Below are 15,446 nucleotides of genomic sequence, written 5' to 3'. Positions count from 1 at the left end.
GGTGGTTGTACGTGTCCTGGGCATTGGTGCATCCGCCGGCGGCCTGGCGCCGCTGGAAGAGTTCCTTGCCCGGATCCCGCCCCACAGCCACATGGCCTATGTGGTGGTACAACATCTCGATCCCACCCACAAGGCATTGCTCCCGGAATTACTCCAGCGCGTTACCCCGATGTCGGTACGGCAAGCGACCCAAGGCATGCCCATCGAGCCTGACTGCGTGTACGTGATTCCGCCGAATACGGAACTCAGCGTTGTCGACGGCTTGCTGAACCTGGCAAAGCCCATGGAACCCAGGGGCATGCGTCTGCCGATCAACGTGCTGTTTTCTTCCCTGGCCCGCGCCCAGGGGGAGCAAGCCATCGGGGTGGTACTGTCCGGCATGGGCACCGACGGCACCCTGGGCTTACAGGCGATCAAGGCCGTGGGCGGCCTCACGGCGGTGCAACAGCCCGACACGGCACAGTTCGATGCCATGCCCAAAAGCGCCATCGCCGCAAACTGTGCCGATATCATTGCCCCTCCCGGCGACTTGCCCACCCGCATCCTGGCCTGCCTTGCCCAGGCACCCGACCAGTTCGCCTCCGGCGGGCTTTCGGCAGGACCAGTGGCAGAACCTGAGCTCGAATCAACGCCCTTGCAGCGCATTCTCCGTCTGCTTCAACAGCGAACCCGCCACGACTTCTCCCTCTACAAGCCCAGCACCCTGCACCGCCGCATGGAGCGACGCATGGCGATCCATGAAATCGCCACCTTGACGCTTTACGCGGATTTTCTCCAGCGCAATCCCCAGGAGATCGACCTGCTGTTCAAGGAGGTGCTCATCGGGGTGACCAGTTTTTTCCGTGATGCCCAGGTCTGGCAGTATCTGGCGGATATCACCCTGCCAGAACTGCTGGCACGACAGCACAGGGAGCCCCACCTTCGTGCCTGGGTGGTCGGCTGCTCAACCGGCGAAGAGGCCTACTCCTTGGCCATGCTCTTCACGGAGGCGCTGGACAAGTTGCCACGCCCCCATGACCTTACCCTGCAGATCTTCGCCTCCGACCTGAGTCCGGACGCCATTGCTACTGCTCGCCGCGGCCATTACCCCGCCGACATCAGCAGCAGTGTCTCGGCGGAGCGCCTGGCGCGCTTTTTCAGTGTTCATGATGACGGCTACCAGATCAACAGGGATATCCGCGACCTGGTGCTGTTCGCCCAGCAGGATGTGGTGCTTGACCCCCCCTTCACTCGCCTCGACCTGATTTCCTGCCGTAACCTGCTGATCTACTTCGATCAGAGCCTGCAACGCAAACTCATTCCCCTGTTTCACTACAGCCTGCGCGCCGGGGGGGTACTGTTGCTGGGGAGCTCGGAGACGGTAGGGCGCTACACTCAGTTGTTTGCTCCCATTCAATCCAAACTGCGAATTTATCGGCGCCAAGATAATGCCCAGAGCCGCGACACCCGGTTGCCGGTAAAGTCGTTTCCACCCCTGGCCTGGATAGCCAAGGAGCTTCCCGTGATCCCCAGCAATTCATCCTCCCACACAAATGATAATCTGCAAGCGGCAGCCGACCAGGTGTTACTGCAGGTCTACGCCCCCGCCGCGGTGGTGGTCAACGATGAGGGTGATATCGTCTATATCAGCGGGCGCACGGGAAAGTATCTGGAACCTGCCGCCGGCAAGGCCAACTGGAATTTTTATGCCATGGTGCGGGAAGGCCTGCGAACACCCATCGCCAGCGCCCTGCGCCAGGCCGCGAACCAGAGCGAACCGGCGCACTTGCAAGGCCTGCAGGTGCAACTGCCCGGCGGGGCCACGCAGAGCGTCGATATCACCGTACAGGCGCTGCGCGAACCTACCGCCTTGCGCGGGATGAAGATGATCGTTTTCCGCGATATCACCCCGGTTGATGCCAGTCCGGCCAACAAAAACAAGACGAAAACAGCCACGCAACATACTCATGCCACAGAGCTGCAACAGTACCAGGATGAAATCCAGACTCTGCGGGAGGAAAACCGCGCGTCCCGGGAGGAGTTGCAGTCAGCCAATGAGGAATTGCAGTCGACCAATGAGGAATTGCAGTCGACCAACGAAGAGTTGACCACTTCGAAGGAGGAAATGCAGTCCATGAACGAGGAACTGCAAACCATCAACGCGGAGATGCAGACCAAGCTCGACGATCTCGCCCTCGCCCAGAGCGATATGAAAAACCTCCTCAACAGCATCGAGATAGCCATTCTGTTTCTCGACCAGAACCTGAATGTTCGTCGCTACACTGACAGGGCCTCAAAGATCATCAACATCCGCGAAGGCGATATCGGCCGCCCCCTCAGTGATCTCACCACCAGCCTGCAGTATCCGGAACTGAACGACGATGCCCTTACCACCCTGAGCACCCTGGCATTTTCCGAGAAGCAGATACCCGCCACCGACGGCCGCTGGTTTACGGTACGGATCATGCCCTATCGCCGACTGGACAATGTGATTGACGGGGTGGTGATCACCCTTGTCGATATCACCGCGACAAAGGAATTGGAACAGTCCCTTCGCAAGGATTTGCAATCGTGACGGAAAGGCCATAATCCCATGCACGGGAATCGTCGGTCGGCCGGATCTTGGGAGGGATCCGCTTCCTTTATGCCCCGGCATCTCGGCTGCCCAGCGTGTGTTTCAGGCTGGCCTTGATCTCGCTCCAGATAGCGACGAAAACGCCGTCAGAGGAACCGCGAGTACCATGCCGATAATACCACTCAAGCCCGCACCCCAGAAGAACAGGAAAATAACCACGGGTGCAGGGTGCAGGCCCGAGAGATTGGCCATGATCTTCGGTGTCAGCAGCCAGCTTTCCGTTAGTTGCACCGCCGCGAAAACCAGTCCGGCCAGGACCAGTAACTCAACGCCGACATCCGGCTGCAGATAGGCCATGGGCAGGACCACCTGACGCATGGCCTCGTCGGCACGGTTGATCCGGATAGGCGATACTATCCGGACCCTCCGCGCTCAGCATCATGAGCTATCCGATCACCTGATGTAGTAGGACTCGACGGTCGAATTCCAGGTGGCGTCAGCCATATTCGGCCATTGATCCTTGCCGAAGCCCGGTGCGTTCTTTAAGCGCTCCGCATCTACGTCGAGCATGAAACGCTTGTTCTCCTTGTCCTGCTTCAAGGCCTTCCACGGAACAGCGAACAGGCGATCACCCATGCCCAGAAAACCGCCCGACGCCAATACTGCGTAACGTATCTTTCCCTCAGCCATATCGAGCATAACGTCATGAATCTTACCGATCTTTTCATCCTGCATGTTACAGACGTCGTCGCCGGTAATGGTGGAGGCACTCAGCAACGCGGACCCGGCCTGCATGTCATCATCGGCGCCGTATCTAGTCTTCGACTGTGTCATTGAATCGTTCATTTCGTTGCCTTCTTGGTATCGCTCTTGAGATCTCCGTACTTGGCTTCAGCCTTGCCGCCATGCTTTTCGGCTTTACCCTTGTTCTCCATGCTTTTGTCGCCGGTCACCTTGCCGGCAACCTCCTTGACCTTCCCCTTCGCCTCGTTCGCATGACCTTCGACCTGGTTCTTGTTCATGAGATGATCTCCAGATGATTGTTCCGTTTGGGTTATGCCTCTCACCATGAACTCATGTAGAGGCAGGGTGAGGCTCCAAATACCTATATAGTTGAAGCTCGAGGTCTGGTCGGTGCGGTGTCTAACATATGTGGAGACATTTTTTCAGACAAGTCTCCGCCCCCCGTACATCGTGGCTGGGATTGAATCTGCCCCTCATCCGGGCTGACGCTCACACGGAAAGGCATGCACGCGTGACTGATCGCACCGCAGTCTCCGAACAGAAATGCATGAAAACACTGGGGTCAACCCTGCAAGAGTGCCTTGAAGGCGCATGGTAGCTGCGTCACAGGACAACGACTATGTGTGTGGTACTGCACCGACGAATCGTTCGCTTATGCCCAAGTTGAAATGGCATTCCCGCGACTCGGGAACTGCTCTCTAGACCCACGAGGGTCCGGCAGACTGTCGTCTGACAGAGGTGAAACAATGATGAAGAAGCTAACCGCGTTGATCCTTTCCGCCGCCATTGTCCCGGCATTGGCACTGAGCACGGCCGCCATGGCGGAGGACCACGTCGAAATGCAGCCAGACACCAAACAGCATGTCGATGAGCAGCGTACCGGCGAGCAGCAGATGAGCGGTAAGCCCGCTGGTGCGTTCTACGCCGACGACGTCATCGGCAATACCGTCAAGCACCGCAGCTCAGATGAGGACGTTGGCAAGATCCAGGATCTGATCATCGGCGAAGACGGCCGCATCGTCGGCGTTGTGGTGAAGACAGGTGGCTTCCTAGGGCTCGGCGGACAGGACATTGGACTGGGCTGGGATCATATAGAGCACACCATGGAAGATGATGAATCCGTGTTCTACACGGATAATATTGACGAGGAAACGCTGCGGAGCTCGCCCAAGTACGAGCGCGATTGATCCAACCTACAGTCAGCGGGGGCACATCGTGCCCCCGCTGACTGAGCACCGCCGAAAAACTTCGATCAAGAGCACTAAACCCAACAGCACCACTTGCGACACTTCCCGACGAGGTCATGGTGCCTCCGCTTCGATGATGAGCTGACGGTAGATGCGTCGATCGGAGGCATAGCAGCCACAAGAGGCCTCGATCAGCCCCGCCCGGTCCAGCACCGTGATGTCTCCACGGTGATAGCGGATCAACCGGCGCGTCTGAAGCGCCATGGCGGCCAGGGTGATGCCGGCACGACGCACCCCCAGCATCATGGCCAGGAACTCGTGGGTGAGATGCAGCTGATCCGAGTGCGCACGATCCTGGGTCATCAACAGCCAGCGAGCCAGCCGGGCCTCGAGCTGATGAAAGTGGGTACATGCCGCCACCCGGGATAGCTGGTGCATCAGCACATAGAGATAGCGCCCCAGCAGTGCCTGAAGCGCGGGGCTCTGCTCCAGGTGACGGCCAAAGACAGCCGCCGGTATGCGCAGTGCCGGCCCGGCGCCCTGCACCAGGGCGCGCAATGGCGACTCATCGAGCCCCAGGATCAAGGGCATCCCCAGCATACCTTCACTGCCGACCATCGCCACTTCCAGCCGCTCGCTGTCACTCAGGTTGGCAATCAAGGAAATGAAGCTGTTGAGGGGAAAATAGACATGCGAGATCCGCCCGCCGGGCTCGGCGAGCACCTCACCGAACACCAGGTCGACGACCTCGCAGTCGGCAAGGAACGATGCCCTGTCTTGATGCGGCAAGCTGTCGATAAGGTGGTTGGTCATTGGACCGAGGGTCGAAGGCTTCATGTGCACGCTCCTGGTTGCAAACCGGCAATCGGCACATGGCAAGAAATCACTAGGGTCCGACGTCGACGGCAGCCAGAGGGTGATCAGGCAATCACCAACAAGCCGCTAAGCGAACACTGGCATGTCCATCATCATGCCGTCGGTGCGCCAGGATACACACGCAGGACACGCCCTGCTTGCGTACCCTACCGGTCCGCGAGGGAAATAGACCCTTCACCCGGGGCGATGATAGCTCAGCAGGCGATCGTACTCCTTCTTGACGACCACATAGCATTCACAGACCCGCGCTTCCAGGCCAGGCCTGTCCAGGATGTTGATATGCCCGCGATGGTAGGAAATCAGGCCGGCCCTCTGCAGCTTGCCGGCCGACTCGGTGACGCCCTCCCGACGAACGCCAAGCATATTGGCGATCAGTTCCTGGGTCATGACCAGCTCGTTGGTCGGCAAGCGATCCAGGCTCAGCAACAGCCAGCGACACAGCTGCTGATCCAGGCTGTGATGCCGATTGCATACCGCAGTCTGAGCCATCTGGGTGATCAGTGCCTGGGTATAACGCAATAGCAGGTGCTGAAGCGTTCCCGCGCGATCGAACTCGTCCTTCAGCAGCTGCCCCTTGAGGCGATAGGCGCTGCCGGCACTCTGCACGATGGCACGGCTCGGTGTGGTTTCGCCTCCCATGAACAGCGAGATGCCGACGATACCTTCGGCTCCAACGACGGCAATTTCCGTCGAGTCGCCATCCTCCATGACGCACAGTAGCGATACGATGGAGTCCGTCGGAAAATAGACATGCTGCATGACCTTTCCCGACTCGGCCAGCGAATCCCCCAGCGTCAGTTCGACCCGCTCCAGGTAGGGCGCCAAACGCTGATATTCATCCTTCGGCAGGGCCGCCAGCAAGTGGTTCTGACGAGGATCATGTTGCAGGGGCATGACTGACACTCCCATATCTGGCAAGCCCCCCGACTACAGGGTACGAAGAGCGGACTTGTCCGATGGTGGCTGACGACACGAGAAATCCAACAACCAATTGAATTTTAATGAAAAAATAACTCTTATGGACCTTACCCTCCGACACGGGCGCAGGAACCGAAGTCCATATTGTGTACGCTAGCGCACGGAAGCAACTCCATCATGTCACTACGCTCGCTGAATGACCAACCAAGCCCCAGGGCTCAGGTCAGGCAGTGCCGCCCCACCGGGGGCACACGCAGGCGGAACAGGAAACCGACTCATGGTGGTGCCAACGTCTCTGATGATCACGTCCCTTGTCTCGCTGGTTCTAGCGCCGCACCAGTCCAGGCCGTGCCGCTCCCATGGTAACGGCAGCTTGATGACGGGATCGCCCCAACGACTGGAAGCTGATTGGTGCCATTCTCTGTACGCTAGTGCACGGAGTGAAACCACAACCTTGACTAGCCTCCTAGCTATGCGTATCGATCTGTCGACTGGTTATCAGCGACTGGCGTTTTACTGACTTAGCACTGACGGAGTGAGTCATGGACCGACTTATAGCAGCAAATCCAGCGCCAAAACACGTGAATTACGAGCGAGACTCGCATCTTTACGCCATGAGTGACGCCCTACCTATTGGCGCGCTGGTCACCGATATACAGGGCAACGTCCGACACGGTAATGCTGCTTACGTCAGCATCTGCGGCTTGACGGCTGCCTCGTTGCAGAATAGGCACTGGGTGAGTGCGCTACATCCGGATGATCGCTCGCGAGCCAGCCATGAGTGGCAACAGGCACTCGATAGCGACATCCCATGCCATATCGAGGCACGCATACTGCGCCCCGATAGCAGCATTGCATGGGTCAGCATCAATTCCACCCGCCTGGCCGAAGGCCAAGGCCATATCCAGACCGTGGAGGACATTTCCATCCGAAAGCAGCAAGAATATATGCTGCAAGCTGCGGAGGAGGCCTTGTATCTCGAGAAAGAGCGTGCTCAGGTCACGCTGAACTCTATCGGAGATGCGGTCATCTCAACCGATATTGCCTGTCGAGTGACCTACCTCAACCGTGTGGCCGAAGAGATGACCGGATGGGCCCAGGAAGACGCCCTTGGCAGGCCCATCACCGATGTCTTCCATATCATAGACAACCAGTCGCGCCAATTGGCCAGCAACCCCGCCCGACGGGCCATCGAGGAGAACCGTATTGTCGGCCTGGCAATGGGCACAATCTTGATTGGACGCGATGACAGTGAACTGGCGATCGAGGATTCAGCAGCCCCGATTCGCGACCGTAACAGTCAAATCACCGGAGCGGTAATCATATTTCACCACGCCAGCCAATCCTTCACTATAGCCAGCCGCATGGCGCATCTGGCTCAGCATGATGCCCTAACCAACCTACCCAACCGAGTGCTGCTGGAAGAACGCCTGGCACGCGCTATCGGCCTGGCCCAGCGGCATCAACAGCAGGTAGCCCTGTTGTTCATCGACCTCGATGCCTTCAAGGCCATCAATGACCGCCTGGGTCACGCTGCCGGCGATACGCTTTTGCAGTCCGTTGCCAGACGATTTGAAAGCTGTGTGCGTAATACCGACACGGTCTGCCGCCTGGGCGGTGACGAGTTCGTGATTCTATTGACCGAATTGAATAGCATCAATGACGCTCGCAGGGTGGCCGAGGCCATCTTCCATACTTTGCTGTCGCCACACCACATTGACAAGCAAGCGATAGATATAACCGCCAGCCTGGGCATCAGCCTGTATCCGGAAAATGGGACTACTCCAGAGGAGCTGATTCATTGCGCTGACGCCGCGATGTACCGCATCAAGCGGGAGAGCAGCAATAACTACCGGTTTTTTACCAGTGACATGCTCCTCGACCATCAACACCGTCAGCCAGGTTCGAGCGATCCGACAAGAGACTCGACGAGCCGGCCAGGCGTGCCGCCGAAGGCGACGATGCTCTGATGAACCAGGATATCAACACAATCCCCCCATGTACCGCCATGACGCCCCAACTGGTACTGCGCAGCCTGCTGGTGAATTAATGAGCCTTGCGTGCGCCAGCGCACAGACGGGGGGGCGCCGTTGGCATAGCCTCAACATGCGGTGTGGCAAGGGAACAGCCTGTACAGGGAGTTGCACCACGCGTCGCACGGATTGCGACGCCATCATGACACGGACCATCCCGCAGCATCCTGAAACAGGAAAATGCGCCGCAGAGGAAAACTTCATGAACAATATCGTCTATATCGTCGGCGCAGTCGTCATCGTGCTGGTGGTTCTTTCCGTCCTCGGTCTTCGTTGAGACAAGCGACGAGAGAAGTTGAATGGCAAGACAGCACGGTGAAGCCGGGAGGCTGCAGGCCGAAGATGCCTTCTCTCACTGGAGACGCCCCGTGACCATCATCAAAGGATTCGTGTTCCTGCTCTTTCTGTTCGGTCACATCGCGCTGGCCAACGCCGATTATCGCTACACCGATGCCCTGCGGACATACGAGCGCCAGGAGTACCGCCAGGCCTTGCAGATGTTCGACCGGCTTGCCACCACCGGCGACGCCGACGCCCAGTACATGCTGGGGCAAATGCACGAGGCCGGCCAAGGGACGCTCCAGGACTTCGTGGAGGCGCACAAGTGGTACAACTTGGCTGCGGCTCGCGGCCACCGCCATGCCGCCGCTGCGCGCGATGCCGTGGCGGCGCGGATGACCGCGCAACAGATCAGCGAGGCCCAACAGGCAGCCCGCGCCTGGCAGCCGAGGGCGGCACCGTCAGGGATAGCACCCGAACCATCGCCTCCCGTCGAGACCCTGTCCGGCCGACAGCTGGTGGCCGAAGTCCAGCGTGAACTCAACCGGCTCGGCTACGAGGCCGGCCCGGTGGACGGCCTGATGGGAACTCGCAGCCGTAATGCGATTCGTGATTACCAGGGCACGGTGGGCCTGGCCCAGGACGGTCAACCGACGACGGCACTACTGGCTCGATTACGGCAGACGGGCCGGGAGCCGGCGGCCACGGTGCCACCCGAGCCGGAGCCGACACCGGCAAGACGAGTCGCCCTGGACGACGCCTTCAGCGACGGCGATTTCCGGCGCAACCCACCCTGGACCGTGCTCAGCGGACGCTTCGACATCGATGATGGCGGGTTACGCAGCATCGTGGAGAAACCGCAGGTGGTCACGCCCGCCTCACCGACGCTCCGCCCGGAACGACCGGAGGAGATCGGCCTGGCGATGCTCCAGTTGATCCTCGGACAGGAGGGCGGGCTGAAGCCTGACGCGGCATCGCCGGAGGCGACGGAGGTCGAGTTCGGGGACGCGGCCCGGATTTTCGTCCATGCACCGGTCGACAACGCCTTCAGACTGGAGCTGGAACTGGCCTCCTACCAGCGGCCGGGCAGCCTGGCACTGGGGCTGTTCCAGGGCAACCAGCCCGGTGGAGGCTACCGCCTGGTCTACAATCCCGGCTCACGGCCCGGGCTTAGCCTGGTACGGATGACGGCCGATGGGGGCGAGGTGATCGCCAGCAGCGAGGGCACGCTCGACCTCGAGGATGGCCGTTTCCATATGCTGAGCTGGACCCGCGACGAGAGCGGGAACATGCAAGTCTGGGTGGATGGCCGGCGTGTGCTGCAGGCACACGATCGGCGCCTGCGCCAAGGCTTCCAGGGCTTCGTGCTGGTGAATCATGGCGGCGATTACAACCTCCGCCGGGTGCGGCTGGAGCATTAGGGGGTCAAGTGGACCCTATAGACAAAGCGCCCTCGCTTTCTGGAAGCGAGGGCGCTTTGTTTGGCAATCTGGTGGGTCGTGTAGGATTCGAACCTACGACCAATTGGTTAAAAGCCAACTGCTCTACCAACTGAGCTAACGACCCGGTGCTTGCGGACAAGCATACAGGCTCGGATGGTGGGTCGTGTAGGATTCGAACCTACGACCAATTGGTTAAAAGCCAACTGCTCTACCAACTGAGCTAACGACCCGTCCGAACGGGTGCAGATACTACTCACCCAGCCCCCTGAAAGCAAGCGCTTTTTTGCCTTTGGTCGCAGGCTCGTCGCCTCAGCGGCTGCGGTGGCCCTTCGGCTTGCGCATCGCCTGCACCGGCCGGCGCTTGTGCTTGTCGCGGCTCCAGCGATTCTTCTCGTCCGGGGTCAGCTCCGGCACCTTGCGCGGCGCCAGGCCGGCCTGGGCCGCCAGGTCGTCGATCTCGTCCTGGGAGAGCTCCGTCCACTCGCCGGCCTTGGCCCGCTTGTCGAGGAAGATGTTGCCGTAGCGCACCCGCTTGAGGCGGCTGACGGTGAGCCCCTGGGACTCCCACAGGCGGCGCACCTCGCGGTTGCGGCCCTCCATGATCACCACATGGAACCAGGTGTTGATGCCCTCGCCGCCGAATTCCTGGACGTCGGTGAAGCGCGCCGGGCCGTCGTCGAGCATCACCCCCTCGACCATGGCCACGATCTGCTCCCTGGTCACCTCGCCCATCACCCGCACCGCGTACTCGCGTTCCACCTGGGTGGAGGGGTGCATCAGCCGATTGGCCAGTTCGCCGTCGGTGGTGAACAGCAGCAGGCCGCTGGTGTTGATGTCGAGCCGGCCGATGGCGATCCAGCGCTCGCCCTTGAGGCGCGGCAGGCGATCGAAGACGGTACGCCGTCCTTCCGGGTCCTTGCGGGTGCAGAGCTCGCCCTCGGGCTTGTTGTACATGATCACCCGGCGCGGCACCTCCTCGGCGCCACGCAGGGTCACCGGCCGGTCGTCGACGCTGACCCGGTCGCGCATCTCGATGCGGTCGCCCAGGGTCGCGACCTTGCCGTTGACCTTGACCCGGCCATCGGCGATGGCGGTCTCCATCTCGCGGCGCGAGCCCAGCCCGGCGCGGGCCAGGACCTTCTGTAGTTTCTCGGTGGTGTTGCTCATCGGTCGTCGGTCTCACTGGATGTGGATTCCGCCCCCGGGGCAGCGTCATCGTCGACGCAGCCCCGGGCACGTTCGGACAGGCGGGCCTCGAGATCGGCGAAGCTCAGCCCGGTCCGTTCTGACGCCGTCCCGGCGTGGTCATCGTCGGCCGTCCCGGCCGTCGGTTCGGAGACCTCGGCGGCATCGGCCGGCGCGAGGTCATCATGATCAAAGGCCTCTCCATCGGCCGTCGTCTGCTCGCCCCCCTCGTCGGGAGGGGCGTCGGCCTGGGCCAGCAGCGCCTCCTGGGGCGGCGGTGGCGCGTCCTCCTCGAAGAGCGGCTCGTCGAACTCCTTGAGCTCGTGCATCGGCGGCAGCTCATCGAGGGTCTTGAGGCCGAAGTCGTCGAGGAAACTTCGGGTGGTGGCATAGACCGCCGGTCGCCCCGGCACGTCGCGGTGCCCTACCACCCGGACCCAGCCACGCTCGAGCAGGGTGCGCATGATCGAGCCGCTCACCGTGACCCCGCGCACCTCCTCGATGTCGCCGCGGGTCACCGGCTGGCGGTAGGCGATCAGCGCCAGGGTCTCGAGCAGCGCCCGGGAGTAGCGCTGGGGGCGTTCGTCCCACAGCCGTGAGACCCAGGCCGAGAGCCGCGGGCGGATACGCAGCTGGTAGCCCGAGGCGGTCTCGATCAGCTCCATGGCGCCGCGCTCGTGGCGGATGCCGAGCCGCTCCAGCGCCTCGCGCAGGGCGCGACGCGGCGGCCGCTCGTGATCGTCGAACAGTGCCTCCAGCCGGTCGAGGCCAAGCGGCTCCCCGGCGGCCAGCAGTGCCGCCTCGAGGATCTCGTCCAGGGCATCGGGAAACTCCATGGCGGTCATGCCGGCGCACTCCCCTCATCGTCCTCGAAGGGGCTCTCGCCGCCCGCGTCACCCTCCGTCTCGAAGACGTCCTCCTCGTCCGCCGCCAGCGCCGCCCGGGCCCGCACATGGATCGGCGACAGCGGGGCGTTCTGCACGATCTCGATCATCGCCTCCTTGGCCAGCTCGAGGATCGCCATGAAGGTCACCACCACCCCCGCCCGGCCCTCTTCCAGGGTGAACAGCGCCTCGAAGGGGGTGAAGTGCTCGTGGCTCAGCCGCTCCATGATCCTGAGCATCCGCTCCCGGGTCGAGAGCACCTCGCGGCTGATCTGGTGCGCCTGGTTGAGCTCGGCGCGACGCAGGATGCCGGCCAGCGCCCCGAGCAGCTCGTCGAGTTCGACATCGGGATGGATCAGCCGGGATTCCAGCGGCGGCAGCACGGCCCGCGCCGGGAACCAGTCGCGCCCCAGGCGCGGCAGCTCGGCCAGCGCCTCGGCGGCACTCTTGAGCTGTTCGTACTCCTGCAGGCGGCGGATCAGCTCGGCCCGCGGATCCGCCTCCTCGTCGTCGCCGCCCTCCTTCGGCGGGCGCGGCAGCAGGGTGCGCGACTTGATCTCGGCGAGCATCGCCGCCATCAGCAGGTACTCCCCGGCCAGCTCGATCTCCAGCGCCTTCATCAGCTCCACGTACTCGATGTACTGGCGGGTGATGGCGGCCACGTCGATGGCCAGGATATCGAGGTTCTGGCGGCGGATCAGGTAGAGCAGCAGGTCGAGCGGCCCCTCGAAGGCCTCGAGGAAGACCCGCAGCGCCTCCGGCGGAATGTAGAGGTCCTCCGGCAGCTCGGTGATCGGCTCGTCGAACAGCCGCCCCAGCACCGCGGCCTGCTGGGCCGCGACGGCTGTCTGCTCGGGGCTGGCGGTATCGGGGGTGGTACTCACGCGGCGTGCCTCTCCGGGGACGCGGGATCAACGCGCCAGTCTAGCAAGAGCACGCCAAGGGAAACAGTATGAACCCGGTGGCGCCACGACAACCATTGGACAACTTCTATGCCACCGCCTGACGGTGGCGCGTTATGTCACCACGCCCGGCCAGGATGCCCTCCACGGACACATCTTCATCCAGGGCGTCCCAATGGATCCCTCGAGGACTCAGCTCATAGTCGGCCAGCTGCCCGGGAGTGGCATTCAGCAGCCGCGGGTACCAGGCAAGGGGCACACCGATCGTACGACCGTCACTCAGCTCAACCCAGAAGCTATCTTCGTCAAACGTCACACGTTTAGGCGAAATATTCATGCCAGGCCTCCTCCAGTGCCTTACGATGCTGCGCGACCATAGCGGAAATTCGACGCAGCATCCGTGCATCGAAACCGTCATTCCGAGCCAGCTGAACCTCAGGAACCAACCAGAACTTGGCTTCAGAACCCGCCTTGAAAACATGGATATGCGGTGGCTCTCTGGGATCACCTTCATCTGAATAGAAGAAGAACTTGAAGCCATCCAGACGCAGCACGGTTGGCATGTCTGACTCCCCCGGCGACCCAAGGGTCATTCAACCGCGGCCATCTTGAGATAGCAAGCCACCCTACTCCGCCGCCTCTGCCTTGCGATAGCGCCCGGTGTAGTCGAAGAGCTTCTCGCGCACCTGCCAGAGGCGACCCACCTGGCGCCCCACCACGAAGTCCGGAGCACGCAGCCGCCGCTCCCCCTCGATCACCGCCTCGGGCGTGGCGGGCTGCCAGCGCGAGCCCGGCGCGCGCAGGTGGTCGCGCAGGAAGACCGCGGCGAAGGCGCGCCGCTGGGCCGGGGTCTCCAGGGCGAACCACTCGGCGAGCGTCGCGCCATCCTCGTCGTGATAGGTCACCTTCAGGCGCGGCAGGCCGCGGCCGTTGACGGTCGCCTCGAGCTGCATGCCGCTGACCCGCAGCACTCGGGCGTCCTTCAGGCGCAACGCCTCCCGGAGCTTGACGTCGGCATCGACCAGCAGCGTCTGGCAGCCGTGGCAGCGCCGGGCGGCGATGTCGTTCTCGGCACCACACTGCTCACAGACCTTGAAGCGGTAGCGGAAGTCGCACTGGCGCTTTTTACAGTCGCTCGACGCATCGTCAACGAGCCCCTGGCAGCGGCGGCCGAAGTGCTCGATGACGATGTCCCCCTCACGCCGCCCCCAGAACAGGTTGGCGTGGCCGCAGGCGGGGCACGCGACCTGCACCGGCTCGGTGTCACCGGCGGGCCTGGGGCTGCCCACCTCGGGCGCATAGAGGTCCCAGGGGTTGCCGGCATAGTCGAGGATCAGGCAGTCGGCCTTGCCCGGGGCGAGGCGCAGGCCGCGGCCGACGATCTGCTGGTAGAGGCTCACCGACTCGGTGGGCCGCAGGATCGCGATCAGGTCCACATGGGGGGCATCAAAGCCGGTGGTCAACACCGCCACGTTGACCAGGTACTTGAGCCGCTGCGCCTTGAAGGCGGCGATGATCGCCTCGCGCTCGGCGGAGGGCGTCGCCCCGGTGACCAGCGCCGCCGCCTGGGCCGGCAGGTAGCCGAGGATCTCCTCGGCGTGGGCCACGCTGGCGGCGAACAGCATCACGCCCCGGCGCTCGCGGGCACGCTCGACCACCTCGGCGATGATGCCCGGCGTGGCACGGTGGCCGGCCACCACCCGGTTGAGCTCCTCCTCGCGGAACAGCCCGCCGGCCGAGGGGGTGAGCCGCGAGAAGTCGTAGCGTTCGACGGCGGCATCGATCCGCGTCGGTTTCGCCAGGTAGCCCTGCTTGACCATCAGCCGCAGCGGCTGCTCGAACACGCAGTCGCGGAAGAAGCAGTCCTCCCCGCCTCGCACCATGCCGTGGTGGTGGCGGTGGTAGATGAAGCCCTGACCCAGCCGATAGGGCGTCGCGGTCAGCCCCAGCACCTTGAGGCGCGGATTGCGGGCGCCCAGGTGGTCGATCACCCGGCGGTAGCTCGACTCCTCGTCCAGGGCGACCCGGTGACACTCGTCGATCACCAGCAGGGTGAAATTGCCGTCGTCGAAACTCTCGAGGTTGCGCACCACCGACTGCACCGAGCCGAACACCACCTGGCGGGCCGCCTCCTTGTGGCCGAGGCCGGCGCTGAAGATATCGGCCTCGAGCCCGTAGGCGAGGTACTTGGCGTGGTTCTGCTCGACGAGTTCGCGCACATGAGCCAGCACCAGCACCCGCCCCCGGGCCAACCGCGCCAGCTCGGCGATCACCAGCGACTTGCCGCTGCCGGTGGGCAACACCACCACCGCCGGGTCGTCCACGGCGCGGAAGTGCGCCACCACCCGGTCGACCGCCTCCCGTTGATAAGGACGCAACGCAGGAGGCGACGGGGAGGTAGCGACGAACTCGGTGGGCATGGCGGAACCGGGACAGCGAGGA

The 15,446-nt window shown here is 62.6% G+C and carries 16 protein-coding genes and 2 tRNA genes; 5 read left to right on the top strand and 13 right to left on the bottom strand.

Translation table 11 applies throughout. The features are described 5' to 3' along the window. The first annotated feature begins 1 nt into the window (after position 1). Positions 2-2,554, top strand: a complete 2,553-nt coding sequence (locus tag CR157_RS09085; RefSeq protein ID WP_219999920.1) for a chemotaxis protein CheB — start codon at positions 2-4, stop codon at positions 2,552-2,554. A gap of 102 nt (positions 2,555-2,656) precedes the next feature. On the opposite strand, the gene CR157_RS09080 is transcribed toward CR157_RS09085, so the two are convergent. From CR157_RS09080 to CR157_RS09070, 3 genes are all read right to left on the bottom strand, one after another. Beyond that, positions 2,657-2,911, bottom strand: coding sequence for an AI-2E family transporter (locus CR157_RS09080; protein WP_219999919.1), 255 nt, complete (start codon positions 2,909-2,911; stop codon positions 2,657-2,659). 96 nt (positions 2,912-3,007) lie between these two features. Further along, complete coding sequence (locus tag CR157_RS09075; RefSeq protein WP_110283210.1) at positions 3,008-3,400, bottom strand: PRC-barrel domain-containing protein; 393 nt, start codon at positions 3,398-3,400, stop codon at positions 3,008-3,010. Next, positions 3,397-3,576 carry a CsbD family protein gene (locus CR157_RS09070; protein WP_110283209.1) on the bottom strand — a complete coding sequence of 60 codons (180 nt, stop codon included), beginning with the start codon at positions 3,574-3,576 and terminating at the stop codon, positions 3,397-3,399. The genes CR157_RS09075 and CR157_RS09070 overlap by 4 nt, the downstream gene beginning before the upstream one ends. 471 nt (positions 3,577-4,047) lie before the next feature. Between CR157_RS09070 and CR157_RS09065 the strand changes: the two genes are divergently transcribed. Continuing rightward, a complete protein-coding gene (locus CR157_RS09065) occupies positions 4,048-4,485 on the top strand; it encodes a PRC-barrel domain-containing protein (protein ID WP_181422019.1) in 438 nt (145 codons plus the stop codon). A 114-nt stretch (positions 4,486-4,599) separates the two neighbouring features. Here CR157_RS09065 and CR157_RS09060 read toward each other — a convergent pair whose 3' ends face one another. Both CR157_RS09060 and CR157_RS09055 read right to left on the bottom strand, forming a co-directional pair. Then, complete coding sequence (locus CR157_RS09060; RefSeq protein WP_219999918.1) at positions 4,600-5,322, bottom strand: Crp/Fnr family transcriptional regulator; 723 nt, start codon at positions 5,320-5,322, stop codon at positions 4,600-4,602. A gap of 213 nt (positions 5,323-5,535) precedes the next feature. Continuing rightward, positions 5,536-6,255: a Crp/Fnr family transcriptional regulator gene (locus tag CR157_RS09055; RefSeq protein WP_110283206.1), complete on the bottom strand. Its 720-nt coding sequence runs from the start codon at positions 6,253-6,255 to the stop codon at positions 5,536-5,538. A gap of 566 nt (positions 6,256-6,821) precedes the next feature. On the opposite strand from CR157_RS09055, the gene CR157_RS09050 reads away from it, so the two are divergent. The 3 genes from CR157_RS09050 (at position 6,822) to CR157_RS09045 (ending at position 10,012) form a co-directional block, all read left to right on the top strand. Beyond that, positions 6,822-8,249, top strand: coding sequence for a diguanylate cyclase domain-containing protein (locus tag CR157_RS09050; RefSeq protein ID WP_110283205.1), 1,428 nt, complete (start codon positions 6,822-6,824; stop codon positions 8,247-8,249). 205 nt (positions 8,250-8,454) lie between these two features. Beyond that, entirely contained in the window at positions 8,455-8,589 is a 135-nt protein-coding gene (locus CR157_RS23010) for a hypothetical protein (RefSeq protein WP_258364117.1), read from the top strand. Positions 8,590-8,680: 91 nt separating this feature from the next. Further along, a complete protein-coding gene (locus CR157_RS09045) occupies positions 8,681-10,012 on the top strand; it encodes a peptidoglycan-binding protein (RefSeq protein ID WP_181422018.1) in 1,332 nt (443 codons plus the stop codon). Positions 10,013-10,081: 69 nt separating this feature from the next. On the opposite strand, the gene CR157_RS09040 is transcribed toward CR157_RS09045, so the two are convergent. The 8 genes from CR157_RS09040 to CR157_RS09005 all read right to left on the bottom strand — a co-directional run bounded on the left by CR157_RS09040 (position 10,082) and on the right by CR157_RS09005 (position 15,424). After that, a tRNA-Lys gene (locus CR157_RS09040) sits at positions 10,082-10,157 on the bottom strand. A 30-nt stretch (positions 10,158-10,187) separates the two neighbouring features. Then, positions 10,188-10,263: transfer RNA gene (locus tag CR157_RS09035), tRNA-Lys, on the bottom strand. 79 nt (positions 10,264-10,342) lie between these two features. Next, positions 10,343-11,200 carry a 23S rRNA pseudouridine(2605) synthase RluB gene (gene rluB / locus CR157_RS09030; protein ID WP_110283203.1) on the bottom strand — a complete coding sequence of 286 codons (858 nt, stop codon included), beginning with the start codon at positions 11,198-11,200 and terminating at the stop codon, positions 10,343-10,345. Further along, entirely contained in the window at positions 11,197-12,063 is an 867-nt protein-coding gene (scpB, locus tag CR157_RS09025; RefSeq protein WP_110283202.1) for an SMC-Scp complex subunit ScpB, read from the bottom strand. The genes rluB and scpB overlap by 4 nt, the downstream gene beginning before the upstream one ends. Beyond that, on the bottom strand, positions 12,060-12,986 hold the full coding sequence (locus CR157_RS09020) for a segregation and condensation protein A (RefSeq protein ID WP_110283201.1): 927 nt from the start codon (positions 12,984-12,986) through the stop codon (positions 12,060-12,062). Before CR157_RS09020 ends, scpB begins: the two co-directional genes overlap by 4 nt. Before the next feature lie 106 nt (positions 12,987-13,092). Beyond that, a complete protein-coding gene (locus CR157_RS09015) occupies positions 13,093-13,341 on the bottom strand; it encodes a DUF2442 domain-containing protein (RefSeq protein ID WP_110283200.1) in 249 nt (82 codons plus the stop codon). Next, a complete protein-coding gene (locus CR157_RS09010) occupies positions 13,325-13,567 on the bottom strand; it encodes a DUF4160 domain-containing protein (RefSeq protein WP_110283199.1) in 243 nt (80 codons plus the stop codon). Before CR157_RS09010 ends, CR157_RS09015 begins: the two co-directional genes overlap by 17 nt. A gap of 63 nt (positions 13,568-13,630) precedes the next feature. Next, positions 13,631-15,424 (bottom strand): DEAD/DEAH box helicase, encoded by a 1,794-nt coding sequence (locus tag CR157_RS09005; RefSeq protein WP_110283198.1) that lies wholly within the window; start codon positions 15,422-15,424, stop codon positions 13,631-13,633. Positions 15,425-15,446 lie beyond the last annotated feature (22 nt).

The organism is Halomonas sp. LBP4 (genome assembly GCF_003202205.1).
GTDB lineage: Bacteria > Pseudomonadota > Gammaproteobacteria > Pseudomonadales > Halomonadaceae > Halomonas > Halomonas flagellata.
This window is presented reverse-complemented; position numbering and strand designations above follow the sequence as displayed.